The 22,507-nt window shown below is 72.1% G+C and carries 19 protein-coding genes and 5 pseudogenes; 14 read left to right on the top strand and 10 right to left on the bottom strand.

Translation table 11 applies throughout. The features are described 5' to 3' along the window. The first annotated feature begins 20 nt into the window (after positions 1-20). The 8 genes and pseudogenes from ACVGV0_RS10240 (at position 21) to ACVGV0_RS10275 (ending at position 9,170) form a co-directional block, all read left to right on the top strand. Positions 21-1,364: an aminotransferase class III-fold pyridoxal phosphate-dependent enzyme gene (locus tag ACVGV0_RS10240; protein WP_459159623.1), complete on the top strand. Its 1,344-nt coding sequence runs from the start codon at positions 21-23 to the stop codon at positions 1,362-1,364. A 706-nt stretch (positions 1,365-2,070) separates the two neighbouring features. Next, positions 2,071-3,326 (top strand): annotated as a pseudogene (locus ACVGV0_RS10245) (alanine/glycine:cation symporter family protein). Between the two features lie 61 nt (positions 3,327-3,387). After that, positions 3,388-3,972, top strand: a pseudogene (locus ACVGV0_RS10250) (SDR family NAD(P)-dependent oxidoreductase); the annotation flags it as partial. 61 nt (positions 3,973-4,033) lie between these two features. Beyond that, positions 4,034-4,264 (top strand): annotated as a pseudogene (locus ACVGV0_RS10255) (SDR family oxidoreductase); the annotation flags it as partial. A gap of 71 nt (positions 4,265-4,335) precedes the next feature. Further along, on the top strand, positions 4,336-5,121 hold the full coding sequence (locus ACVGV0_RS10260) for an SDR family NAD(P)-dependent oxidoreductase (protein ID WP_459159979.1): 786 nt from the start codon (positions 4,336-4,338) through the stop codon (positions 5,119-5,121). A 214-nt stretch (positions 5,122-5,335) separates the two neighbouring features. After that, positions 5,336-6,052 (top strand): GntR family transcriptional regulator, encoded by a 717-nt coding sequence (locus ACVGV0_RS10265; protein WP_459159624.1) that lies wholly within the window; start codon positions 5,336-5,338, stop codon positions 6,050-6,052. A 382-nt stretch (positions 6,053-6,434) separates the two neighbouring features. Continuing rightward, on the top strand, positions 6,435-7,451 hold the full coding sequence (locus ACVGV0_RS10270) for a class I fructose-bisphosphate aldolase (RefSeq protein WP_459159625.1): 1,017 nt from the start codon (positions 6,435-6,437) through the stop codon (positions 7,449-7,451). 288 nt (positions 7,452-7,739) lie between these two features. Next, positions 7,740-9,170, top strand: coding sequence for a phytoene desaturase family protein (locus tag ACVGV0_RS10275; protein WP_459159626.1), 1,431 nt, complete (start codon positions 7,740-7,742; stop codon positions 9,168-9,170). Positions 9,171-9,252: 82 nt separating this feature from the next. Here ACVGV0_RS10275 and ACVGV0_RS10280 read toward each other — a convergent pair. After that, positions 9,253-10,107: pseudogene (locus ACVGV0_RS10280) on the bottom strand (TRAP transporter large permease); the annotation flags it as partial. Between ACVGV0_RS10280 and ACVGV0_RS10285 the strand changes: the two are divergent. Continuing rightward, positions 10,107-10,247 (top strand): hypothetical protein, encoded by a 141-nt coding sequence (locus ACVGV0_RS10285; protein ID WP_459159627.1) that lies wholly within the window; start codon positions 10,107-10,109, stop codon positions 10,245-10,247. The pseudogene ACVGV0_RS10280 and the gene ACVGV0_RS10285 overlap by 1 nt on opposite strands. On the opposite strand, the pseudogene ACVGV0_RS10290 reads toward ACVGV0_RS10285, so the two are convergent. Together ACVGV0_RS10290 and ACVGV0_RS10295 are read right to left on the bottom strand one after the other, a co-directional pair. Beyond that, a pseudogene (locus tag ACVGV0_RS10290) lies at positions 10,235-10,633 on the bottom strand (TRAP transporter small permease); the annotation flags it as partial. The gene ACVGV0_RS10285 and the pseudogene ACVGV0_RS10290 sit on opposite strands and share 13 nt — an antisense overlap. A 34-nt stretch (positions 10,634-10,667) precedes the next feature. After that, entirely contained in the window at positions 10,668-11,645 is a 978-nt protein-coding gene (locus tag ACVGV0_RS10295) for a TRAP transporter substrate-binding protein (RefSeq protein ID WP_459159628.1), read from the bottom strand. 202 nt (positions 11,646-11,847) lie between these two features. On the opposite strand from ACVGV0_RS10295, the gene ACVGV0_RS10300 reads away from it, so the two are divergent. Further along, the gene (locus tag ACVGV0_RS10300; RefSeq protein WP_459159629.1) at positions 11,848-12,333 is read left to right on the top strand and encodes a hypothetical protein; all 486 of its coding nucleotides are present in this window, start codon (positions 11,848-11,850) and stop codon (positions 12,331-12,333) included. On the opposite strand, the gene ACVGV0_RS10305 is transcribed toward ACVGV0_RS10300, so the two are convergent. The 5 genes from ACVGV0_RS10305 to ACVGV0_RS10325 all read right to left on the bottom strand — a co-directional run bounded on the left by ACVGV0_RS10305 (position 12,305) and on the right by ACVGV0_RS10325 (position 16,130). Continuing rightward, positions 12,305-12,616 carry a monooxygenase gene (locus tag ACVGV0_RS10305; protein ID WP_459159630.1) on the bottom strand — a complete coding sequence of 104 codons (312 nt, stop codon included), beginning with the start codon at positions 12,614-12,616 and terminating at the stop codon, positions 12,305-12,307. The genes ACVGV0_RS10300 and ACVGV0_RS10305 overlap by 29 nt on opposite strands. Positions 12,617-12,705: 89 nt before the next feature. After that, on the bottom strand, positions 12,706-13,323 hold the full coding sequence (locus ACVGV0_RS10310; RefSeq protein ID WP_459159631.1) for a class I SAM-dependent methyltransferase: 618 nt from the start codon (positions 13,321-13,323) through the stop codon (positions 12,706-12,708). Between the two features lie 424 nt (positions 13,324-13,747). Further along, on the bottom strand, positions 13,748-14,698 hold the full coding sequence (locus ACVGV0_RS10315) for a M56 family metallopeptidase (protein ID WP_459159632.1): 951 nt from the start codon (positions 14,696-14,698) through the stop codon (positions 13,748-13,750). Continuing rightward, entirely contained in the window at positions 14,695-15,066 is a 372-nt protein-coding gene (locus tag ACVGV0_RS10320) for a BlaI/MecI/CopY family transcriptional regulator (protein WP_459159633.1), read from the bottom strand. The genes ACVGV0_RS10315 and ACVGV0_RS10320 overlap by 4 nt, the downstream gene beginning before the upstream one ends. A gap of 152 nt (positions 15,067-15,218) precedes the next feature. Beyond that, positions 15,219-16,130, bottom strand: coding sequence for a LysR family transcriptional regulator (locus ACVGV0_RS10325; protein WP_459159634.1), 912 nt, complete (start codon positions 16,128-16,130; stop codon positions 15,219-15,221). 11 nt (positions 16,131-16,141) lie between these two features. Here ACVGV0_RS10325 and ACVGV0_RS10330 point away from each other — a divergent pair, with 11 nt between their 5' ends. Next, entirely contained in the window at positions 16,142-17,221 is a 1,080-nt protein-coding gene (locus ACVGV0_RS10330; protein ID WP_459159635.1) for a YeiH family protein, read from the top strand. A 109-nt stretch (positions 17,222-17,330) separates the two neighbouring features. After that, positions 17,331-18,020 carry a DUF1028 domain-containing protein gene (locus ACVGV0_RS10335; protein WP_459159636.1) on the top strand — a complete coding sequence of 230 codons (690 nt, stop codon included), beginning with the start codon at positions 17,331-17,333 and terminating at the stop codon, positions 18,018-18,020. A 67-nt stretch (positions 18,021-18,087) separates the two neighbouring features. On the opposite strand, the gene ACVGV0_RS10340 is transcribed toward ACVGV0_RS10335, so the two are convergent. After that, entirely contained in the window at positions 18,088-19,629 is a 1,542-nt protein-coding gene (locus ACVGV0_RS10340; protein ID WP_459159637.1) for a PucR family transcriptional regulator, read from the bottom strand. A gap of 270 nt (positions 19,630-19,899) precedes the next feature. Here ACVGV0_RS10340 and ACVGV0_RS10345 point away from each other — a divergent pair, with 270 nt between their 5' ends. Both ACVGV0_RS10345 and ACVGV0_RS10350 read left to right on the top strand, forming a co-directional pair. Then, positions 19,900-21,168 (top strand): NAD(P)/FAD-dependent oxidoreductase, encoded by a 1,269-nt coding sequence (locus ACVGV0_RS10345; protein ID WP_459159638.1) that lies wholly within the window; start codon positions 19,900-19,902, stop codon positions 21,166-21,168. Positions 21,169-21,195: 27 nt separating this feature from the next. Next, complete coding sequence (locus ACVGV0_RS10350) at positions 21,196-21,378, top strand: hypothetical protein (RefSeq protein WP_459159639.1); 183 nt, start codon at positions 21,196-21,198, stop codon at positions 21,376-21,378. A gap of 15 nt (positions 21,379-21,393) precedes the next feature. Here the strand turns inward: ACVGV0_RS10350 and ACVGV0_RS10355 are convergent, their stop codons facing one another. Continuing rightward, on the bottom strand, positions 21,394-22,419 hold the full coding sequence (locus tag ACVGV0_RS10355; RefSeq protein ID WP_459159640.1) for an Lrp/AsnC family transcriptional regulator: 1,026 nt from the start codon (positions 22,417-22,419) through the stop codon (positions 21,394-21,396). Positions 22,420-22,507: the final 88 nt, after the last annotated feature.

Here is a 22,507-nt window from a genome sequence, read left to right on the forward strand (position 1 = left end):
TCGCAGAGACAGGGATCCTCATGTCGCTCACGTCGCCACCGACCGCGCGAACCTACGAGCTCGACCGGGCCCACGTGATGCACTCGTGGTCGGCCCAGGCGGGACTGGACCCGATGGTCGTCGAACGCGCGGAAGGCGTCCACGTCTGGGACGCCGACGGGCGCTGCTACCTCGACTTCACCAGCCAGCTGGTCAACACCAACATCGGGCACCAGCACCCCGCCGTGGTGCAGGCGATCCGCTCCCAGGCCGAGCAATTGTGCACGATCTCCCCGGCCTGCGCCACCGAGCCCCGCAGCCAGGCCGCGCGGTTGATCGCCGAACGCACCCCCGAGGGCTTGGACAAGATCTTCTTCACCAACGGGGGAGCGGAAGCCGTCGAGAACGCCGTCCGGATGGCGCGCCTGCACACCGGGCGCCACAAGGTGCTCGCGCGCTACCGCTCGTACCACGGTGCCACCTCGACGGCGGTCAACCTGACCGGCGATCCGCGGCGCTGGCCCAACGAGCAGGCGGGTGCGGGCGCGGTCCACTTCTTCGGGCCCCACCCCTACCGGTCCCCGTTCCACGCGGACGACGAGGCCGCGGAGTGCCGGCGGGCGCTCGAACACCTCGAGCAGGTCATCGAGCTCGAAGGCCCTTCGACCATCGCCGCGGTCGTGCTCGAGACGATCCCCGGAACGGCGGGGATCATGCCGCCACCACCCGGCTACCTGCAGGGCGTGCGCGAGCTGTGCGACCGGTACGGCATCGTCTACGTCGCCGACGAGGTCATGGCCGGATTCGGCCGCACCGGCGCCTGGTTCGCCGTCGACCACTACGGCGTCGTCCCGGACCTGATCACCTTCGCGAAGGGGGTCAACTCCGGTTACGTGCCGCTCGGGGGCGTCGCCGTCAACGAACCGATCGCGTCCACTTTCGACGACCGCGTCTACCCCGGCGGGTTGACGTACTCGGGACATCCGCTCGCCTGCGCCGCCGCCGTCGCCGCCATCACCGCGATGGAGGACGAGGGCATCGTGGACAACGCCGCCGCCGTCGGTGAGGAGGTGCTCGGACCGGGGCTCCGCGCCCTCGCCGAACGCCACCCGTGCATCGGGGACGTCCGCGGTCTCGGCGTGTTCTGGGCCCTCGAGCTCGTCACCGACCGCGCCACGAAGGAACCGGTGGCCCCGTACGGCGGCTCCAGCCCGGTCATGAAGCGGCTCGTCGCGGAGTGCGCCGAGGCCGGACTGCTGATCCCCACGGCGCAGCACCGCGTCCACGTGGTACCGCCGTGCACCGTCACGGAACGGCATGCGCGCGAGGGACTCGCCGTCCTGGACGCGGCTCTCGACGCGGTCGACCGGAGCCTCGACGGCTGAACCTCCCCGCTGCCCCGCGTTCTCGCCACTCGACGCGGGGCGGCCCGCGCCTGCGGCGGGGCGCTGCCGGAAGCGGCAGCACTCCGCCGCAGGCGTGTTCCGGGCTGCGCGGGGCGATCCGGCGCGTGCTCGACGTTTCGCCCCGGACGGTTCCAGAATCCCGCGGAAATACCGCGTTTCGCGCTGCGCGTCGAACGCGCCCCGTCGTGCCGCGGCCCGCGGCCCGGCGAGGGAACGGATTCTTTTCCGCCCGAGGGGTGGACGTGACCGGGGCCACGTGTTGCACTCTCCCGCAAGATTGTCTGACAGTTTGACTTCCAGGTGGAAACCGGTCCACTCGTCCGCGTTCACGTCCGGCGAGGTTCGGGATCTCATCTCACCCGGCCGCCGGGCCCGGCCGCTCGGGCGGGGCTGAGCCCCCGCGGACTGCGGAACACCTCTCCGGGGGCAAGCACCTCTCCAGAGGCAGGCACCTCTCCAGAAGCAGGGACGTCTCTTCGCGCAGCGGGAGTTTCACGTGGAAGCCCTTCTCGACAGAACCTACGACATCATCTGGGAACCGCTGGTGTACGTCACGCTCCTCAGCGGTCTCGCCTACAGCATCGCCACGCGCGCGGTGCAGGTGAGGCACCTGCCGGGCATGGTCAAGTGCCTGTTCCGGCGCGCCGAATCCGAGACCGGCACCTCCCCCTTCCAGGCATTCGCCATGGCTCTGGGCGGACGTGTCGGCGTGGGCAACATCGCCGGCGTGGCCATCGCGATCGCCTCCGGCGGCCCCGGCGCGCTGTTCTGGATGATCGCCACCTCCGTCCTCGCCGCGTCCAGCGCGTTCATCGAGGCCACGCTCGGCCAGATCTACAAGGTCAAGTCCCAGGGGAGTACCGCGGCGGCATCCCCTGGTACCTCGACAAGGGGCTCGGCCTGCGGTGGCCGGCGGTCGCGGCCGCCGGCGTGGCGGTGCTGTGCTACGCGCTGCTGATCCCCGGTGTGCAGTCCTCGAGCATCGTCACCTCGCTCGAGTCCGCGTTCGGCGTGCCGACGTGGATCTCCGGACTGCTCCTGGTGACTTTCCTCGGGCTCGTCGTCTTCGGTGGTACACGGCGCATCGCCGCGTTCGCCGAGAAGGTCGTGCCCGTCATGGCCGTGTGCTACGTGGTGATCGCCCTCGCCATCGTGGTCGTGAATTTCCGGGTCGTTCCCGAGGTCGCGGGACTCGTGCTGTCCTCGGCGTTCGGAATCGACGCGGTCTTCGGCGGTTTGGTGGGAGCCGCGGTGTCCTGGGGCGTTCGGCGCTCGTTGTACTCGAACGTCGCCGGTGTCGGCGAAGGCGGCTTCGCCGGTGCCTCCGCCTCGGTCTCCCACCCGGTCAAGCAGGGACTGGTCCAGTCGTTCTCCGTGTACGTCGACACCCTGGTGGTCTGCTCGGCGACCGGTGTGATGATCCTGTCGACCGGGGCGTACAACGTCCTGCCCGAGGGGCGGCCCCCGCTCGTCGAGAACCTGCCGGGGGTGGAGCCGGGGGCCGCGTTCACGCAGACCGCCGTCGGCACGCTCATCCCGGGCGTGAACATCGGCCCCGGTTTCGTGGCGATCGCGATCCTCTTCTTCGCGTTCACCTCGCTGCTGTCGTACTTCTACTACGGCGTGACGAACATCGTGTACCTCACCGGCAGCGACCGGGGGGTCCCGGCCCGCGTCCTGCAGGTCCTCGTCCTGCTGTCGGCGTACCTCGGCACGGTGCGCAGCACCGAGCTGGTGTGGACCCTCGGCGATATCGGCTACGGGCTCATCGCGTGGTTCAACATGATCGCCATCGCCCTGCTCGTGCCGACCGCGCTCCGAGCGCTGCGGGACTACGAACGCCAGAAGAAGGAGGGGCTCGACCCCGAACGGGCCGGCATCAGGGGAGCCACCTTCTGGGATTCCCGCAGCAGGCACGCACAGCAGAGCGCAGTTGAGTGACGAATGACGAGCGGTTGGCATGCGGATTCGCTCGACGGTGCCGAAATGTTCCGACGTGCCGATGGCGCGACCACGTGCTGATCAGGATGCGCCCGTGATCGGACGAGCACCTGCGAACTTTCTTCCCGGGGCGTCCGAGGGAACCGGGAATCGTTCACGCGCAGCGAGAGCAGGAGGAAACGTGCGGCGATTCGGACGTACGACTTCCATCGTGACCGGTGCTGCCGGAGGCATCGGTTCGGCCATCAGCAGCCGGCTGGCGGCTGAGGGTTCTCATGCCGTCGTGTGCGACATCGACGGCGATGCGGCTGAACACCTCGCTGCAGATCTCGTTTCCTCCGGCCACAGCGCGGAAGCCGAGGTTTTCGACCTGCTCGACCCCGTTCAGTGCACAACCGCGGTCGAGGAGATCGTGAACCGATGTGGAAACGTGCACGCGCTCATCAACAACGCCGGTACGAACCCCCGCGGGGATCTCCTCTCACTCGCTCCCGAAGACTGGGACCTCAGCTTCTCGGTCAACGTCGACGCGCTGTTCCACATGTGCCGCGCCGTTGCGCCCGCCATGATGTCCGCTGGAGGCGGCTCCATCGTGAACACGGCCTCGCAGCGGGGACTGTCCCCCGCACCGGGCCACATCGCGTACGACGTTTCCAAAGCAGCGGTCGTGGCGTTCACCAAGAGCTTGGCCCGCGACTACGCCCCCCCACCACATCCGCGTCAACGCCGTCGCACCGGGGGAAATCCGCACACCCATGCTCGAAGACAACCTGGCCCGCACCGGCAGGAGCACTGCCGATCTCGACGCGCGGGTTCCCTTCGACCGGATCGGTCGACCGGAGGAAGTCGCTGCACTGGTGGCTTTCCTCGCTTCGGGCGAGGCGTCCTTCACGTGCGGTTCGGTAGTGGAAATCACCGGCGCGCAAGCAGTGGGATGAGCAGGCCCGCGCGGAGCTGGCGATCTCGTCGCGAACTGCGCTGTTCCGACTGCGACCGAGGAGGACGACGAGTGGACTACGGCCTTGCGGAGCGCGGTGTCTTGATAACCGGTGCGAGCGGTGGGATCGGTGCGGCGACGGTCGCAGCCTTCGCCGCTGAAGGAGCGCGAGTCGTCGTTCATTGCTTCCGGAACCGCGACCGCGCTGAGCGCCTCGCGGCCGCGACCGGTGGTCACGTGGTGCGGGGCGACCTCCGTCGCCCCGACGAGGCGGCGTCGGTCGTGGCCGATGCCGCCGCTGCGGTCGGAACCATCGACGTCTGCGTCGCCAACAGCGGTGGCTGGGAAGACGAGGACGTTCCCGTGTGGGAGATGTCCTCGGAGCGGTTCCACCGCGCGACCGAGGACAACGTGACGGCCCCGTTTCTGACGTGTCGCGAATACCTGCGCCACGTCGAAGGAACGGGGTGCGGGAACATCGTGCTGGTATCGTCCACCAGCGCGATCTTCGGGGAGGCGGGCAAAGCCGACTACGCGGCGGCGAAAGCGGCGCTGGCTTACGGCTTCGCCAGAACGCTCAAAAACGAAATCATCCGCATCGCGCCCGACGGCAGGGTCAACGTCGTCGCACCCGGCTGGACGTTGACCGATCAAGTGGGTGCCTCCCTCGATGACCGAGCAGTGCAACGCGCCACGGCCACGAGGCCCCTCAAGGAACTCGCGGCACCTGGGGATGTGGCCTCTGCGATCGTGTGGCTGGCGTCTCCCACCGCATCAGCGATGTGCTCCGGTGAGGTGCTCACTGTCGCTGGCGGCATGGAAGGTCGTCTCGTCGTGGCGGACCCGGAGGAGTTGTGAGCAGCTGCGAGGACGCCGTCGACGTTGCTTGCTGCGAATCCGCCGGTGCAGCGTCCGCTCAACCAGGAACGGCCCACCGGGCGCGCTCAGGCGCGGGGGCGGTGGGGCCGCACCGGCGTGCGGTGCGGATGACCGCGCCGCACGCTGCTACTACGATGCGGTGAAGAGTGTCAAACAATCAGCCGTTCCGGCTGCTCGATGGGAAAGGACCGAGATGCCCCAGCCTTCGTCCGCGGCCGCCTCGGAGTCCGGCGCGGCGGACCAGCAGCTCTCCCCGGCACCGATCCTGTCCCGGCGGGACAGCGTCGCCCGGGAACTGCGCCGGGCCGTCGTCCGGGGACAGCTGCGGCCGGGGGACAAGCTGACCGAGGTCAACCTGTCGACGACGTTGGCCGTCAGCCGCCCCACCGTCCGCGAAGCGCTGAGCCAGCTGACGCAGGAGGGGCTGATCGTCCAGGAGCCCTACCGCGGTTTGCACGTGGCGAGCCTGGAACCCGCCGAGATCCTCGACATCGCCCGGGCCCGCCACGCGCTGGACATGCTCGCCGTGGACTGCGTCCTCGAGGACGACAGCGGTCGTCGCATGGCCGCTGTGCAGGAGTACTGGGCGGAGTTCTCCCGGTGGGAGGTCGATCCGGACCCCCTGACCCGCCACGAGGCGCACGTGGCGTTCCACCGCGGCATCTGGGTGGCGGCCGAGAACGCGATGCTGCTGCGGATGTGGCCGGTGACCGAAGCCCACCTGACCATCGCCCTGGCCCACGACCAGGCCATCCGCTCGGATCCGGCGCGGGCCGAGCGCGTGCACCACCGCCTGATCGACGCCTTGCTGTCGCGGGACCGCTCGCGGGCCGAGGCCGCTTTCGAGGAGCACACGATCGGCAGCGCGCGCGAACTCATCGCCATCATGGAGCAGGGGCAGCGGGAGTGAGCAACGGCGCGCTGGAACGGTCCAGCCGCGACGGTCGCGGGCAGTGGTGAACGGGCGGAACCGGCTGCCCTCGTACTCCGCGCGCAGGAGGAACCCGGGCCGCGAGCTGGGGTGAACAACCAGCGCAGACGGACCCGTTCCGAGCGACCTGCGTTGAGGGCGGCATCCGTGATTGCCTACGCTGCGGGGCGGGTACCGGCGGGTTTCGCCGAGCGGGCGTCAGGGCAATTCCGCGACCGGCGGAACGACCGGCCCCGGCGAGCCCGGTGATCACCGGCAGCCGCGTCGCGCCGGTTCTGGTAAACAAACCAACGCCCCCGATGACACCTCCCGACTGGCGCAGGTGCGTCATCACCACGACAACACCGCAGGAGGAGCGCACATGCCGAGTGACGACATGCGGCTGGCAGCGCAGCAGATGGTGGCGCCCGGCAAGGGGATCCTCGCCGCCGACGAGAGCACCGGCACGATGAACAAGCGGCTCGAGGCCGAAGGCCTCGAGACCACCGAGGAGGTGCGCAGGCAGTACCGGGAGCTGATCGTGTCCACGCCGAAGCTCGGCGACTGGATCAGCAGCGTGATCCTCTTCGACGAGACGGTGCGGCAGACCTCCCAGGACGGCACCCCGCTGTACCGCATCGCGATCGACAACGGCGTGACCCCCGGCATCAAGGTCGACAGGGGCGCGAAGCCGCTCGCGGGCACCGAGGGCGAGAAGGTCACCGAGGGGCTGGACGGGCTGCGGGAGCGCCTCGAGGAGTACGCCCAGCTCGGGATGAAGTTCACCAAGTGGCGCGCCGTCCTCGACATCGGCGAGCAGCGCCCGAGTCCGCGGGCCATCCACGCCAACGCGCACGCGCTCGCCCGCTACGCCGCCCTGTCGCAGGAGGCGGGCCTGGTTCCGATGGTCGAGCCCGAGGTGCTCATGGACGGTGACCACTCCTTGGAGGCCGCCGAGGAGGCCACCACCAGCACGCTGCGGCGGGTGTTCGACGAGCTGGCCGTGCAGGGCGTCGAGCTCGAGGCGATGATCCTCAAGCCGAACATGGTCGTCGCGGGCAAGGGCCACCCCGTGCAGCCCAGCGAGGGCGAGATCGCCGACGCGACGGTGCGCGCGCTGCAGCGCACGGTGCCACCGGCGGTGCCGGGCATCGCGTTCCTCTCCGGTGGCCAGAGCGACGAGACGGCCACCGTCAACCTGAACGCGATCAACCAGCGCGGCCCGTTGCCGTGGCAGGCCACCTTCTCCTTCGGACGCGGGCTGCTCGCGCCCGCGCTGCACGAGTGGGCCGGCAAGAGCGACAACGTCCAGCCGGCGCAGGAGGCGCTGGCCCGTCGTGCGCAGCTCAACGCGGCAGCGCGGGACGGCCGCTACGAGCCCGGGCAGGAGCGGGGCTGAACCGCGGCCGGAAGCGGTCCTGGACCACCAGCCGCGCGGCGGTGATCCGCGCACCGCGCTCCGTCCGCAGGTGAGATCCGGGGTCGAGGCGTTTCCTGCGGCGCTGGTGGCTTCCGCGCTTCGGGCGGCGGAGGAGCGCAGGGCTTCGTGCGGTCCCGGGGCTCGTCCGGCGAGCCCCGGGAGGACCTCGCCGAGGCGGCGTTGCTCCGGCCCCGGCAGGCGCGGTGGCCACCCCCGGGGCGCGGCGGCGCAGCACCGTGGGGCCGGCTCGGCGGTGAGGAGTTCGGCATGAGCACGGCGACGGTCGTGGGTGCTGGGCCCAACGGGCTCGCTGCCGCCCTCGTTCTGGCGCGGGCGGGGGTGCGGGTCACGGTGCTCGAGGCCGCGACCGAAGTGGGCGGTGGCACGCGCTCCGGCGAGGCGCTCCTGCCCGGGCTGGTCCACGACCACTGCTCGGCGTTCCACCCCCTGGCCGCGGGCTCGGGCTTCCTGCGGGAACTGGGGTTGGAGCGCTACGGCCTGCAGTGGCGGCTCGCCGAGGTGGACTGCGCCCACCCGCTGGACGACGGTACCGCGGGGGTGCTGCACCGCTCCGTCGCCGAGACCGCTGCTGGTCTCGGTGCGGACGGTGCCCGCTGGTCGCGGATGTTCGCCGGACCGGCCGGCGAGTACGAGGCGTTGGCGGAGGACGTCCTCGGGCCGCTGCTGCGGGTTCCGCACCACCCGCTGCGCCTCGCGCGCTTCGGGGCCCGGGCGGTGCTGCCGGCTTCGGTGCTGGCGGGGGTGTTCGCGGGGGAGGCGGCGCGGGCCCTGTTCGGCGGGGTGGCGGCGCACGCGTTGCACCCGTTGCACCGGCCGCTGAGCTCCAGCATCGGGCTGGGAATCCTCGCGGCCGGGCACCGGCACGGCTGGGCGGTCGCCGCCGGGGGGTCGCGGTCGATCGCGGAGGCGATGGCGGGGTTGCTGCTCGACCTGGGCGGCAGGATCGAGACCGGTGTGCGTGTGCGCTCGGCCTCCGACCTGCCGGCGGGGGAGGTGACGGTGTTCGACCTCGCCCCCACGGCGGTGGCCGACATCCTGGGGGAGCGGTTGCCGCCGCGCGTGGCGCGGGCGTATCGGCGGTTCCGCTACGGCCCGGGAGCGTTCAAGGTGGACTTCGCGGTCGAGGGGGGTGTGCCGTGGACGGCCGAGCCGGCCCGGCGGGCGGGCACCGTGCACGTCGGTGGCACCTTCGCCGAGGTGGCCGCGGCGGAACGCGCCGTGCACGCGGGCAGGATGCCGCAGCGCCCGTTCGTGCTGGTCGGCCAGCAGTACCTGGCCGATCCGCAGCGGTCGGTGGGAACCGTGCATCCGGTGTGGAGCTACGCGCACGTCCCCAACGGCTACACCGGTGACGCGACCGGTGCGGTCATCGCGCAGATCGAGCGCTTCGCCCCCGGTTTCCGGGAGCGGATCGTGGGCAGCGCGGTGCGCACGCCGCGCGGGTTCGCCGCGGACAACCCGAACTACGTCGGCGGCAACATCATGACCGGGGCGAAGAACGTCCCCCAGCTCGTCTTCGGTCCCCGCACCACGCTCGCGCCCTACGACGTGGGGGTGCCGGGGCACTTCCTCTGCTCGGCGGCGACCCCGCCCGGGCCGGGTGCGCACGGCATGTGCGGTGCGCACGCCGCGGAGCGGGCCCTGCGCTACCTGCGCGGCTGCGGGCACCGCCCCTGAGGCTCTGCGGCCGCCGAGCAGCACCGTCCTGGTCACGCCCATCGCCCCACGACCAGCTGTCGAGAGCGGCTGATGAGACCCCGATCAGGAGCATGACGATCGCGGTCGTGCGGGTCGCATTGAGCAGGATGCCGGGGAGGTCTGCGAACGCGATGCCGCCGTAGGCGAACCCGAGCACCAGGCAGTACAGCACCGCGATCGCCGCCGACTCGGTCGGCGTGAAGAACCCGACCAGGATGCCGCCGATGACGATGAGGATCATCAGCAGCGCGGGAACGGCCCGCCAGATCACCACCAGTGCCTGGCGCAGGGTCACGCGTTCGGTCCCCTCGAGCCCGCTGCGGTTCCGGGAGTGCGCGAGCACGACGAGCACGCAGGCCAGCGCCCACAGCAACCCGGGACCGTATCCCGCCACGAACAGCGCGGCGACCGAGCTTCCGCTGACGAGCGAGTACACGATGAACGTGTTGCTGGGCGGGAGCAGCATCCCTGCCGGTGCGGACGCCGCGTTCACCGCCGTGGAGAAAGCGGGGTCGTAGCCTTCCCTCTCCTGCCGCGGTCCCATCGCGCTGCCCACCGCCGCGGCAGAAGCCACCGCAGCGCCGCTGACCGATCCGAACATCGCATTGGCCACCACGTTGGTCTGCGCCAGCGACGCCGGCATCCGTCCGACGAGGACCTTGGCCGCGTCTATGAGACGGCCCGCGATGCCGCCGTTGTTCATCAGGACCCCGGCCAGCACGAAGAACGGGATCGCCAGCGGGGTGAACGAGCTGGTGCCCGAGGCGATCTGCTGGGAGGCCACGAGAACGGCGTGGTCGGCTCCGAGCACCGCGATCGCCGCTACGGTGCAGGACAGCCCGATCGCGACGGCGACCGGCACGCCGAGCAGGATCAGGCTGCTGATGCCGATGAGCAGGACGAACCCTGCGAGCATTGCCGGATCCACCACTGCTCCTCGACTCCTCCGGCCGCGTCCTCGGCCTCGAACGGCGCTTCTTCCCCCGCAGGGTCGCGAGCGCGTGGTGGAGGGCGTACGCCGCGATGATCACCCCGGTGATCGGCATGACGACGTAGACGATTCCCAGGTGCCCCGGCAGTGCTGCCAGGCGCTGGCCCCAGGCCACGCTCGTGAGGCGCGCTCCGCCCCACACCAGTGCCAGGGCGGAGAAGGCGAGGACGGCCAGCTGGACCAGCGCGGCGACGACGCGCCGGGGCCGGGCGGGGAACTTCCGGACGAGCACGTCGACGGCGATGTGCCCGCGCTCGGAGAACACGAGGGCGGCGCCGAACGTCCCGAGCCAGACGAACACGTACTTGGCGAGCTCCTCGGACCAACTGCGGGGCTCGCCGAGCACCTGACGGGTGAACACCTGCCAGCTCACCGTGACGACCAGCAGCGCGAACAGGGTCACGCAGGTGGTGGCGAGAGCTCCGTCGGAGATCCTCTTCAGCGCTCTCACCCCCGGTCCCGCGAGTTCGTTGCCCGTTGCCGGATCACGGCGCTGCCGCCCGGGTCTTCTCGTAGATCCGGCGCGCAGTGGAACTGGCGGTGCTCAGCCGCCGCTCGGTCAGCGGTGCGAGGGCTTCGCGGAAGGCGGCCTCGTCGACCTCGTGGAACCGGACGCCCTCGCTCCGCAGTTCGGCGGTGGCCTCCTGCGTGGCCCCGCGCCAGCGGGCGGTGAAGTCCCGCATCCTCGCGGCCCACTCCTCGTCGAAGACCGCGCGGTCGGAGGGAGACATCTGCGCCAGGCGCTCCGTGTTGGCGACCAGGTAGTCGAGACCGACGACGTGCTCGGTGCGGGAGAAGTGCGGAGCGACTTCGCAGTGCTTCTGCGTCAGGTAGGAGACCTCGTTGTTCTCCGCCCCGTCGAGCACCCCGGACTGCAGCGCCGTGTAGACCTCGCCGTAGGCCATCGGGGTGGCTGAGCCGTCCATCACGTCGATCATGTCGGAGTGCACCTCGCTCTCCTGCACCCGGATCTTCTGACCTGCCAGGTCGGCGGGCTCCGCGACGGGGCCGCGGGAGCTGTAGATGCTGCGCGCCCCCTGGGTGAGTCCGCCGAGCACGGTCAGGTTCCTGCGTTCGAGCGAGGAGTGGAGGCCGCCGACGATGTCCGGGTCGGTGATGACCTCCATCTGGTGCTCGGTGGAGTCGAAGGCGTGGGGCAGGTTGAACACGGTGAAGTCGGGGTTGAGGTTCTCCAGCTGGGTACCGGAGACGATCGACAGGTCGACGCTGCCGTCACTGGTCAACTGCAGGGATTCCTGCTGGTCGCCCAGGTTCTCGTTGGGGTGGACGTCGATGTTCCACCGCCCCCCGGTGCGTTCGCGGACCCGTTCGCCGAAGTTCTCCAGCGCGGCGGAGGAGGGGTGGTCCTCGGACTGGTTGAGGGCCAGGCGCAGCGTCCCGCCGCTCTTCCCGCCGGTGTGCTCGCCGCCGGCCTCGCCGCGGGGCCCGCACCCGGCCAGCACCAGCAGGAGGACGCCGAGCGCGGCCGCGAACGGGAGCGGTTTGCCGGCCGGCCCCTCCGGACCCGGGTCGCGCCCGCGAGCAGTCCCCCACTACGGTGGGTAGTACTCGATTCGGTGCCGCAGCAGCGGCTTCGCCGCTCCCCGCCGCTTCCGAGGCGGAGGCCCGGGCATGCGGTCCGCGGACGGAGGAAGGCGGTGCGCGATGCGCATGTGGACGGTGCGGCAGTGGGTCGTCGCGGGCGTCTCGGCGACGGCGGTAGCTCTGCTCGTGGGGCTCGCCACCGCGATCATCGAGAACCCGGTCTTCGTGCGGATGATTCCCACGCCGTGGTGGGCCTATCCGGTGTGGATCCTCACGTCGGTGCTGCTCGGGCTGCTCGTCGGGACGTACGTCGCTCCGCAGGGCCCGGGGGAGGGGGTGCGGCCGCGGCAGCACCAGCGCCGCGGCCTCGGAGCCGGGGTGCTGGCCTGGTTCGCCGTCGGGTGCCCCACGTGCAACGTGCCCGTGGTGCTGGCGGTGGGGGCCAGCGGAGCGGTGACCTGGTTCCAGCCGCTGCAGCCGGTGCTGGCGGTGCTGTCCCTGGCCCTGCTCGGCACCGCGCTGCGCAGCCGCTTGCGCAGTGCCCGGAGCTGCCCGGTACCTGCTCCTGCGGCGGGGTCTACTCCTGCGGCAGGGGAGCGTGGTTGATCGCCGACAGGGCCTCGTTGATCTCGAAGATCTTGCCGGTGACGCCGGTGATGCCGAACCCGTTCAAGCGCTCGGTGTGCTTGTTCAGGTAGCGCTGCGCGTCCTCGTGCGACGCGAACAGGTAGATGCCGCCGGCTTCGGCCGCGTGCCGGTTTTCCGTCCAGATCTTCCAGAGGAAGCCGGGTTCGTCGTTGATGCTCTCGGCGAGTTCCGCGAACGCATCGGTCATCGCCGTTCCGAACGGGCCCTGCGTGGGGAAGTCCACTTGCAGCAGGTGGGGCATGAGCTCTGCTCCTTCGCCGGTCGTCGCCCCGCGCCGGTGCCGCTCCCGCCGCTTTCCGCTTCCGGGAGCGGCCGCCGGTGCGGGATGTCTCAGGATTCGGCGTCGCGCCGGAGCTCGACGAGGACGTCGAGCGCGGGCCGAGGTTGCTCGGCGACGACCCGCTCGCGCATGCCGGCCGCCGTGGCCGTGAGGTCCTCCCGGTCGGCGAGGTCGGCGAGCACGTCGTGCTCGTCGTAGAGCACCGCCGGGTCCGGAGGCCCGCCGACTCCCCGGGTGAAGTTGTCGCTGTGGTGGCCGATCACCAGCAGCGTGCCGCCGGGGGCCAGGGCCGCCGCGGCGCGCTGCAGTGCGGTGCGCCGCTGGTCGGCGGGCAGGTGCAGGTAGACGACGAGGACCAGGTCGTACTGGCCGTCGGGGGTGTAGGACAGGACGTCGGCGACCTCCCACCGCACCCGCTCGGCCGCAGCGGCGTCGCGCTCGTTCGCGAGTTCGCGGGCCTTGTCCACGCCCACGGGGGAGAAGTCGACGGCGGTCACCCGCCACCCGCGTTCGGCCAACCAGAGGGCGTTGCGCCCTTCGCCGGAGGCCAGGTCCAGAGCACGCCCGGGTGGGAGATCCGCGGTGTGCTGCTCGACCCACCGGTTGGGCCCGGAGGTCCACAGCAACGTCGTCTCGCGGTAGCGCTGGTCCCAGTCGTGGGCTTCCACGTCGTCACCTCTTTCACGCGGGTTCCTGCTCCGGCCCCTCCACTGCCTCGAACGTGCCCGCCTCCCGGAGCATTCCCCGGCCCCTCTGGAGCATCCCCCGGCGGCCGCTCGGCGGGGCCCGCCGGTGCTGCCGGACCCCTCCCGGTGACGAACACCTCCGGCGCTCACCGCGCCGCGACGCCGGGCCGCGACCGGCTCGGCAGTCGCGGACGCCGCGGTGCGCGGCCGGCCCAGCCGGCCTCCCCGGCGCGAGACCCGTTCGCGGTGGACGCGGCCGCGCCGAGCAGTCCGATGCCGGTCCTCCGGCGGCCTCCTCGGCCCGTTCGACGGTCGGGACGAACTCCCACAGGGGTTGGGCGCCCATGCCGCGCTCCGCCCCCGCGGAGTTACTACGGAGCATCGCAACTGCGGCGGAACGCAGTGCTCACCCGGGGGAGCCGAGACCCAGGCACAGCACCAGGACGAGACCCGCGATGACCCCGACTCCGAGCACGGTCGGTGAGAGCGAGGCCAGCACCGCCACCGCGTAACCGGCGCGGTGGCGCACACCTCCCCGGTCCTGGCGGCGCTGCGGATCCAGCCAGTGCAGCCGCAGCGCCACCGACTCCCGGGACATGGCCAGCGATCCGGCGGGAACGAGGTCAGCGCTGACCGCGCGCAGCGCGGCCCGGACCCCGTCGCGGCCGCAGGCCCGGGCCGCCGCGGCATCGGCGGAGAGCTCCACCAGCACCCGCACCGCCGGGGGAGCGGCGCGGAACAGCGGTACGAACGGCAGCGACCGGGCCAGCACCTCCACCAGCAGCACCAGGCCGTGATGCCGTCCGCGCAGGTGTGCGCGTTCGTGCGCGAGGATCGCGCGCCGCGTCCCCGGATCCAGCCGGGCGACGCCGGTGGTGGCCACGATCGCTCCCGCGCGCCCTCCGATGCTGTAAGCCGCGGGCGTGTCCTCGCGCAGCCAGAACAGCGGGTCGTGCTCGTCGGGATCGGTCTTGCCGAGCAACCGCAGCGCCGTCAGGTGCCGGTGCTGGTGCTCGGAGTTGCGCCTGCCCGCGCGGACGGCCACGAACGCGGTGCGCAGCACGGCGGCCAGCACCACCGCGATCCCGGTGAACCGCAGGATCGTCTCCCCCAGGTACTGCCCGGTGTTGACGCAGGCGGTGGCCATGCCGATGAGGCCGTCGGCGGTGGAGGAGTGCGGCACGGCCAGCAGGGCCGCCCCCGCCGCGGCGGAAGCGGCCACGGCCAGCACCGAGGCGATCCAGCCGGTCAGCGCCAGACCGGGGCGGATGCGGGGGGACACGGTCCCCCGCAGGTACACCGGCCCGAGCGCGCCGACGAGCACTGCCGTGGCCAGCATCCCCAGCGCGAGGGTCATGCGTCACCGTCACCGTTCTGCTCGCTGTCCAGGGCGCGGCGCAGCAGCTGCGACTCCCTGTCGGACGCCGATCGCGCGAAGTGCAGCAGCACGGACTCCGCGTCCCCGGAGGACTCGAGCACCTCGCGCAACAACCCGGCCCCGGCCTCCTCGCGGCTGCGCGCCGGGGTGTAGCTGTAGGCCCTGCCCGCCTTGGCGCGTTGCACCCACCCCTTGGTGTGCAGGTGGTCGAGCACGGTCATCACCGTGGTGTAGGCGAGTTGCCGGTCCTCGGCGAGCCGTTCCAGCACGTCCCGCACCCGCAGCGGCTCACCGGCCGCCCACAGCACGTCCATGACCTTCAGTTCCAGCTCACCCAACCCGAGCACGTGGACGAGTCTAACCGGCCCGGGCGGAGGTCCGGGCACGTGCGCGGAAGTGGTCCGCTGCGCTCGGCGGAGCCGCGGCCGCGCGGATGGGCACCGTCACTCGCGGCGCCTCGCCGGGGCTCGGCCGCGGGCCGGCGAGGGGCCCGGGCGGGTCACCCCCGTGCTGATCGCTTGCGCGCGGCGTGGGCGAGGAGCATCTCAGCAGGTGGCCCGGGAGGGTGCTCGGCGTGCCACACCACGCGCATCGTCCGGCCGAGGTCCATGCCCGTCGTCGGCACCTCGACCAGCGCGCGGTTGGCGATGTCGTTGGCGACCACGAGCCTGCTGATCAGCGCCGGGCCGCCGCCCGAGATGACCGTGCTGCGGATCGCCGCGCTCGAGCCCAGTTCGAGCAGCGGTGGGACCAGCCGCTCGCCCGAGGCGGAGATCGCGCGCTCCGCGGTGTCCCGCGTGCCGGAACCTTCTTCGCGGCTGATCAGCGGCGTGCGCGCCAACTCACCCACCGTGACCGGACGCCGGCGCCTGCCCCACGGGTGGTCCGGTGCCACGACCAGCACCAACCGGTCTTTCGCCACCGCCCGGTGGCGCAGCCCGCCGAGCCCGCCCGGCGACTCGATGAAGCCGAGGTCCACCGACTTCGCGCGCACCAGGTCGCACACCTCCGCCGAGTTGGTGACCTGCAGCCCGACGTGCAGCTCCGGGTCCGCCCGGCGCAACTCGCCGAGCCAGATCGGCAGCAGGTGCTCGGCGACGGTCATGCTCGCCGCGATGGTGAGGTGCGCAGCGCTCTCGCGGCGCAGCGCTTCCGCGCCGTCGGTCAGCACCTTGAGCTCGTCCAGCACGCGCTGCGCCCACCCGGTGACCAGCTCGCCGGCCTCGGTGAGCGTCGAGCCGCGCTGGCTGCGGTCGAGCAGGCGGACCCCGAGCCTGCGTTCCAGCAGGCCGATCCGCTTGCTGACCGCGGGTTGGCTGATCCCGCCCTCCCGGGCGGCAGCGGTCAGGCTTCCGCAACTGCTGACCTGCACGAGCATCTGCAGCGATTCGAGGTCCGGCACCCTGCTCATAACGACAGGTTATGACCTCGAACCGAATCGACGTCTGCCGAGGTCCGGCTCGGTCGGCGATGGTCGTGTCCATGACCATCGCTGGAAGGAAAACCGGCAGTGGACGACGGGCGGCCGCCGAGCTCCGCTCGTTGCTGCCCGGACTGGCAGTCGCGGCGATCGGCACCGCCATCGCCTTCGCGGTGAACACGCTGCTGCCCGCCCTGAGCGCGCTGACCACCGCGGTCGTCCTGGGCGTGCTGGTGGGCCGGTTCCTCCCGGAGCCGACTCGCAAGGGGCTGGACTGGACGACGAAGAAGCTCCTGCGGATCGGGGTCGTCCTGCTGGGGCTGCAGCTCGGGCTCGGCGAAGTGCTCGGGCTGGGCCTCGGCACGTTCCTCGCCGTGTGCGCGACCGTGCTGATCGCCTTCTTCGGCACCCTCGCCCTGGGGCGCCTGCTGGGCGTGGCGCGCGGGCTGACCTTGCTGGTTGCCACGGGCTTCTCGATCTGCGGGGCCTCGGCCATCGCCGCGGTGGACAGCGTCACCGAGGCGGACAGGGAGGACGTGGCCACCGGGATCACCCTGGTCACCCTCTACGGCAGCGCGGCGATCGGGCTGGTGCCGCTGATCGGGTCCGGGCTCGGGCTGGTCCCGGAGCAGCTGGGGATCTGGGCGGGGCTGAGCGTGCACGAGGTGGCCCAGGTGGTCGCAGCGGTCTCGCCGGCCGGGGCCGCCGCGGTGGGACTCGCGGTGGTCGTGAAGCTGACCCGCGTGGTGCTCCTCGCGCCGGTGGTGGCGGGGGTGAGCGTGGTGGAACGCCGCCGGGGGCGCACCGGTGCGGGCGAGCGGCCCCCGCTGGTACCGCTGTTCGTGGTCGGCTTCCTGCTGCTGATGGTGGTGCGCTCCACCGGCCTCGTTCCGGACGCGGTGGTGTCCGCGTCCTCGCTGCTCACCACGTGGCTGTTCGCCGCTGCGCTGTTCGGCCTGGGCAGCGGGGTCCGGTTGGGGGCGCTGCTGCGCACCGGGCGTCGAGGCCTCGCCCTCGGGGGGCTGTCGACGGTGCTGGTCGCCCTGGTGGGCCTCGGCGTTCTCGCGGTGACCGGTGCCTGAGCGGTTCCCGCGGCGGGGCGTGCGCGCACGGGCCGCCGGTCTCGGCGGTGTGCGGGGGCGACGAGCGGGGCAGGAGTGGGGCTGGGTGGCTCGCTGTAGCATCGGTCCGATGCGTGCGGGTACGTTCTCGATCGTCGCCTGCGACACCGCGGCCGGGATGTGCGGTGTTGCGATGAGCACGCGGATGCCGGCGATCGGCGGCTTGGCGGTGTTCGCCCACGCCGCTGCGGGGGCGATCGCGACGCAGGCGCTGGTCAACCCGCTGGCGGGTGCGGACGGTCTGGAACTGCTCCGGGAGCACTCGGCGGAGGAGGCGCTGGCACACGTCCGCGGTGCGGACCCCGCTGCGGAAGCGCGGCAGGTGGCCGTGGTGGACAGCTCGGGCCGTGCCGCCGTCCACACCGGATCGGAGACCCAGCCGTGGAGCGGTCACCGCTCGGGCGACGGCTACGCGGTGGCGGGCAACACCCTCGTCGACGGGGGCACCGTGGATTCCATGGCCGACCGGTTCGAGGGGTCTGCGGGGGACTCGCTGGCGGAACGGCTGCTCACCTCGCTGGAGGCGGGGCAGGAGGCCGGCGGGGACCGGCGGGGCAAGCAGAGCGCCGCGTTGTACGTCCACAGCGGTCACCCGTATCCGTACCTGGACCTGCGGGTGGACGAGCACCCCGATCCGGTCGCCGAGCTCCGCCGGGTCTACGAGGTCGCGAAGCGGGAGCTGCTGCCGTTCGTGGAGGCGCTGCCGACGCGCGCTCGTCCCGCGGGCGCGTTCGAGCGGCTGCTCGGCGGCGAGCCGTGATCACTGCTGCGCTGCTCGCCGGTCGGCCGGGAACGTGAAGAAGCGCGAGCGCGGACGGCAGCGCCGATCACGCGGGCTCGGCGTCGACGGCGAGTGCGATCAGCATGGCCAGCCGCTCGTCCGGGTCGTCGAGGTGCAGGGTGGTGATCTCGTGCATCTTGCGGATGCGGTAGCGCACGGTGTTGGGATGCACCTCGAGACGTCTGGCGGCGACGGCGAGGTCTGCTTGGGCCTGCAGCCACACGCGCAACGTGGGCAGGTAGGAGGTGGCGTGCGCGGTGTCGTGCCGGGCGAGGTCGGCGAGGGGGCCGCGCGCGGGGACGCGCCCGGACGCGGCAGCGGTGCGCAACCGCTGCAGCAGGATCTGGTCCCACGACTCGTCGTAGCTGACCACCGGAGCGGAGTCCGCCCGGTCCGCGTGCAGCGCCATGCTCTCCTCGGCTTCGTTCTTGCTGGTCGGCAGCTGGCTGGGCGCGGCGGGCGCGCCGATGCCGGCGGCGATCGTGACGTGCTCGGGCAGGCTCGCGGTGGTGGTCCGCACCCACTCCCGCGCTGGGGCGGGGTCGTCACCGCAGGGCAGGACCGTGTAGACGGTGTTGCCGAACAGCGCGCTGCGCCCCGGGCGCGACCAGCCGAAGCCGGTGGTCGCGCGCTCGAAGGCGAGCAGGACCGCCGCGTGCCGCTCGCCGCGGGCGTGCGCCTGCAGGGCCACCACGCGGAACGGACCGGAACCGAGGCCGAGCTTCCCGAGCGCCGTGGTCGTGTCCGGGCCGGCTTCGAGCAGTTGGATGACCAGTTCGGACTCGACCTGCCTCTCCAGGTCGGCGCTGACGCGCGAACGCAGCAGGTGCAGCGCCACGGTGCGGGCGCTGTCCCGCAGGATCCGAGCGCCCTGCTCGGACAGCGGAGCCGCGCAGGCGACCCACAGCGATCCCAGGAGCTCGCGCCCCGCCCGGACGGCGATGACCGTGCGTCCGCCCAGTCCGTGGCGGGGTGAGGCGGGCACGAACAGCGGCTCGTCGGAGGTGGACAGGTGGGTGAACACCCCGCGCTCGGTGAACAGCCGGCAGATGGCCTCGGGAACGCGCCGGCCGAGGATCGTCTCGTGCCGCGCGGAATCGACCTCCTGCTGCAGGCTCGAGTAGGCCATCACGCGCGAGAGCCGGTCCTCGACCGTGACCGACCCCTCCACCGCGGCGGCGATGGTGTCCGCGAGGGCGAACAGGTCGCTGGGTCCCCGTCCCGCCTCCGTTTCCCGGCCTTCGAACACCAGGCCGTAGACGATCTCGGCGAGCTGGTTCCACGACACCGCGGTGTCGACGACCAGGGTGATGACCCCGTGCTGTTCGCCGCTCCGGTGGAGTTCGTCGACGACGTCGGACTCGCCGCGCAGCAGCACCACGAGGGCGTGCGCCGCGGCGGCGAGCTCCACGGCGCGACGCGGCGACTCCACTCCGACTGCGAGGAACACGTCCCCGGCCGGAGGCGCGGCCTCGGTCGGGTCGTGCATGGCGATGCTGCGCAGCTCGGCCTCGCGCGCCGCACCCGGCCCGACCAGGCGGACACCGCAACCGCCGAGAACGGTGATCAGCCGATCCAACTTGACCACGTGTACACGCCTCCTGCACGTTGCGCGGCACCCGGACGCACCGGCGTCCCCTGCCGGGACTGTACGCACGCGGTTCGGTGCCCGGCCGGCGGACCGCGCCACCGGTGGACCGCCCGCCGCGGTCACCTCCGCCCGGGCGCCGAACCGCCGCTGTTTGACGCGAACGAACAAGCTCCTCGGTACCGATTGTTCGCCCGGTACAACCCGCGCGGGCGCTTCCTCGGACATCCTCGGCGGGGAGGAAGCCGTGTCCGGACGTGGAGGGTGAGCATGGAGCGGGATGGCGCGCGCACGAGCGGAGGTCCGCGCACCGCCGTGGTGGTCGGTGCCGGGGTTGTCGGGCTCTCGACGGCGTGGTTCCTGCAGGAGCGCGGTGTCGAGGTGACCGTTCTCGATCGTCGCGGAGTCGCCGCCGGGGCCTCCTGGGGCAACGCGGGACTGCTCTCCCCCGGGTTGGCGGTGCCGCTGAACGAGCCGGCCGTCCTGCGGTACGGGTTGCGCTCGCTGCTGGATCCGGGTGCCCCGCTGCACGTTCCGCTCTCGTGGAACCCCGGCCTGTGGCGGTTCCTGCTGCAGTTCGCGGCCCGCTGCACCTGGGGCGGCTGGAACCGGGCGATGCGCGCCAACCTGCCGCTGAACGCCGAGTGCCTGGAAGCCTTCGACGTGCTCACGGCCAACGGCGTGCAGGCGCCGACGGTCGAAGCGCCGATCACCGCCCTGTTCGAGACGCGCCGGCAGGCCACCGGTCTGCTGCACGAGTTCCGGCGGTTGTCGCAGGCCGGCCAGGAAGTCGAGCACGCAGCGCTGACCGCCGACGAGGTGCGCGCGCGGATGCCGCAGGTCTCCGAGCGCATCGGTGCCGGGATCCGGCTGGACGGGCAGCGTTTCGTCGATCCCGGCGCGTTCGTCGCAGCGCTGGCGGAATCGGTGCGGGAGCGGGGCGGCACGATCCGCGCGGGATTCGACGTGGCCGACGTGCACCGCCGCGACCGCGGCGTGACCGCCACGTCGCACGCGGGGGAGGGCCTCACCGCGGAGGTGGCCGTGCTGGCCACCGGCTCGTGGTTGGGCCAGCTCGTCCAACCCCGGCGGCTGCGGGCACCGGTGCGGGCCGGGCGGGGGTACTCGTTCACGGTCCCGACCGATGAGCCGGTTCCCGGCCCGATGTACCTGCCCGGGGTACGCGTGGCCTGCACCCCCTACCGCGGCGGTCTCCGGGTCGCGGGCACGATGGAGTTCCGCGACTCCGACGACGCGCTCGACCCGGCGCGGATCGAGGCGATCATCGCCTCCGCACGCCCGTACCTCACCGGGGTCAGGTGGGACGAGCGCACCGACGAATGGGTGGGCCCCCGTCCGGTGACCCCGGACGGCTACCCGCTGATCGGGTCGTTGACCTCCGACGCGAGCATCTACGTGGCCGGGGGGCACGGCATGTGGGGACTCACCCACGGGCCGGTCACGGGACGGATGCTCGCCGAGGCCGTCACCACGGGCAAGCGCAGCGAGGCGCTCCGCGCGTTCACCCCCGTCCGCTGAACCCCGCCGCGCCCGAAGGGAGCTGCCATGTGCGGAGCAGAGCGCTCCGAGCGGCGCGCCCCGCTCGCCGCGGACGAGCGGGCGGAACTGGACTGGCTGCGGACCGAGAACGCGCTCCTGCGCACCGAGCGGGACGTGCTGCTGCGGATCGCCACCGAATTCGCCGAGGACGCCGGGTTCCTCCCGGCCGGCTGGGGCGGGGGCGGCTGACACCTCGGCGGGGGTTCAACCACTGCTGCGCTGCGAAGCGTGCGCGGACAGGGGGACGACGACCTGGCCCGTGCTGTGCCCGGAGGAGTCGAGGATCCAGCCCATCCGCTTCGGTGTGCGGAGCCCGAACACGCTCTCGACCAGGGTCATCCAGGGCAGCTTCTCGTTCATCCGCCGTTCCAGCGCGAGGAGATCACCGGGGGAACCTGCCCAGACCGTGAACATCAGGTTGGCTTCGCCGCTGACCGACGCGCACAGCCGGAGTTCCGGCAGCGTCGTCAGCGACTGCACGGTCCGCTCCAGCTCCTGCTGCGGCACCCGGGCGAACCAGGTGCAGATCACCGGCCACCGCGACCGCAGCTGGGCGATCTCGCAGCGGAAGGACACCAGTCCGGAGAAGATCAACCGGGCGAGCTGCCGCCGGACGGTTGCCGGTTTGCGCCCGGTGAGCCGCGCCAGGTCGGCGGCGCTGCACCGCCCGTCGCGGGTCAGCGCGTCCACGAGGGGCCAGTAGTCCCTGGGCGGGAGCGCCGGCTCCGAGTCGTTGTCCCGCGCGGACCTCAGCCTCGACTGCTGGTTCCGGTCGAGCGCGTCCAGCCGCCACTGGCTGCCCTCCCAGTGGATCCGAGTGGCCACGCGGGTGTCGATCCGACGCACGCCGGGCAGGCTCGCCAGGTCCCCCAGCGCGAAGCGCGCGAGCGCGTCCTGGTCCGCGACGAACACCGTCACCAGCAAGTCCCGGCCGGAGGCGGCTTCCTCGATCGTCGCCGCGCGGGGGTCGCGGCACAGCGCGCGGACGACCTCGTCGCGTTCGGTGGGCGCGACGTCGATGTCGATGAAGGCGACGGTCACGCCGGTCAGGCTGCGTCCCGGGTGCACCGTCACCCACGCCGCCCCCTCGGAGCGCAGCCGGTGCCAGCGGCCGGCGAGCGTGCTCGCCGTCGAACCGAGCACGCGCGCCGCCTCCGCCCAGCTGATCCGCGGTGAGAGCTGCAGGGCGTGCAGCAGCGCCAGGTCCCGCTCGTCCAAGTGCGTGTTCACGAACCACCTCCCACAGGACCGGGATCTGCACGAATCCGCCGATCTCGCCCAGCGATCCCCGTGACGATCCCACACTCTCCGCCGATCA

The sequence above is a fragment of the Salinifilum ghardaiensis genome (assembly GCF_054491345.1).

Bases quoted from the DNA above. Each gene is read 5' to 3' on its own strand.
- ACVGV0_RS10240 (WP_459159623.1), top strand. From the start codon at position 21: ATGTCGCTCACGTCGCCACCGACCGCGCGAACCTACGAGCTCGACCGG.
- ACVGV0_RS10265 (WP_459159624.1), top strand. From the start codon at position 5,336: ATGCCCCAGCCTTCGTCCGCGGCCGCCTCGGAGTCCGGCGCGGCGGAC.
- ACVGV0_RS10270 (WP_459159625.1), top strand. From the start codon at position 6,435: ATGCCGAGTGACGACATGCGGCTGGCAGCGCAGCAGATGGTGGCGCCC.
- ACVGV0_RS10275 (WP_459159626.1), top strand. From the start codon at position 7,740: ATGAGCACGGCGACGGTCGTGGGTGCTGGGCCCAACGGGCTCGCTGCC.
- ACVGV0_RS10300 (WP_459159629.1), top strand. From the start codon at position 11,848: ATGCGCATGTGGACGGTGCGGCAGTGGGTCGTCGCGGGCGTCTCGGCG.
- ACVGV0_RS10305 (WP_459159630.1), bottom strand. From the start codon at position 12,616: ATGCCCCACCTGCTGCAAGTGGACTTCCCCACGCAGGGCCCGTTCGGA.
- ACVGV0_RS10315 (WP_459159632.1), bottom strand. From the start codon at position 14,698: ATGACCCTCGCGCTGGGGATGCTGGCCACGGCAGTGCTCGTCGGCGCG.
- ACVGV0_RS10325 (WP_459159634.1), bottom strand. From the start codon at position 16,130: ATGAGCAGGGTGCCGGACCTCGAATCGCTGCAGATGCTCGTGCAGGTC.
- ACVGV0_RS10330 (WP_459159635.1), top strand. From the start codon at position 16,142: ATGACCTCGAACCGAATCGACGTCTGCCGAGGTCCGGCTCGGTCGGCG.
- ACVGV0_RS10335 (WP_459159636.1), top strand. From the start codon at position 17,331: ATGCGTGCGGGTACGTTCTCGATCGTCGCCTGCGACACCGCGGCCGGG.
- ACVGV0_RS10345 (WP_459159638.1), top strand. From the start codon at position 19,900: ATGGAGCGGGATGGCGCGCGCACGAGCGGAGGTCCGCGCACCGCCGTG.
- ACVGV0_RS10350 (WP_459159639.1), top strand. From the start codon at position 21,196: ATGTGCGGAGCAGAGCGCTCCGAGCGGCGCGCCCCGCTCGCCGCGGAC.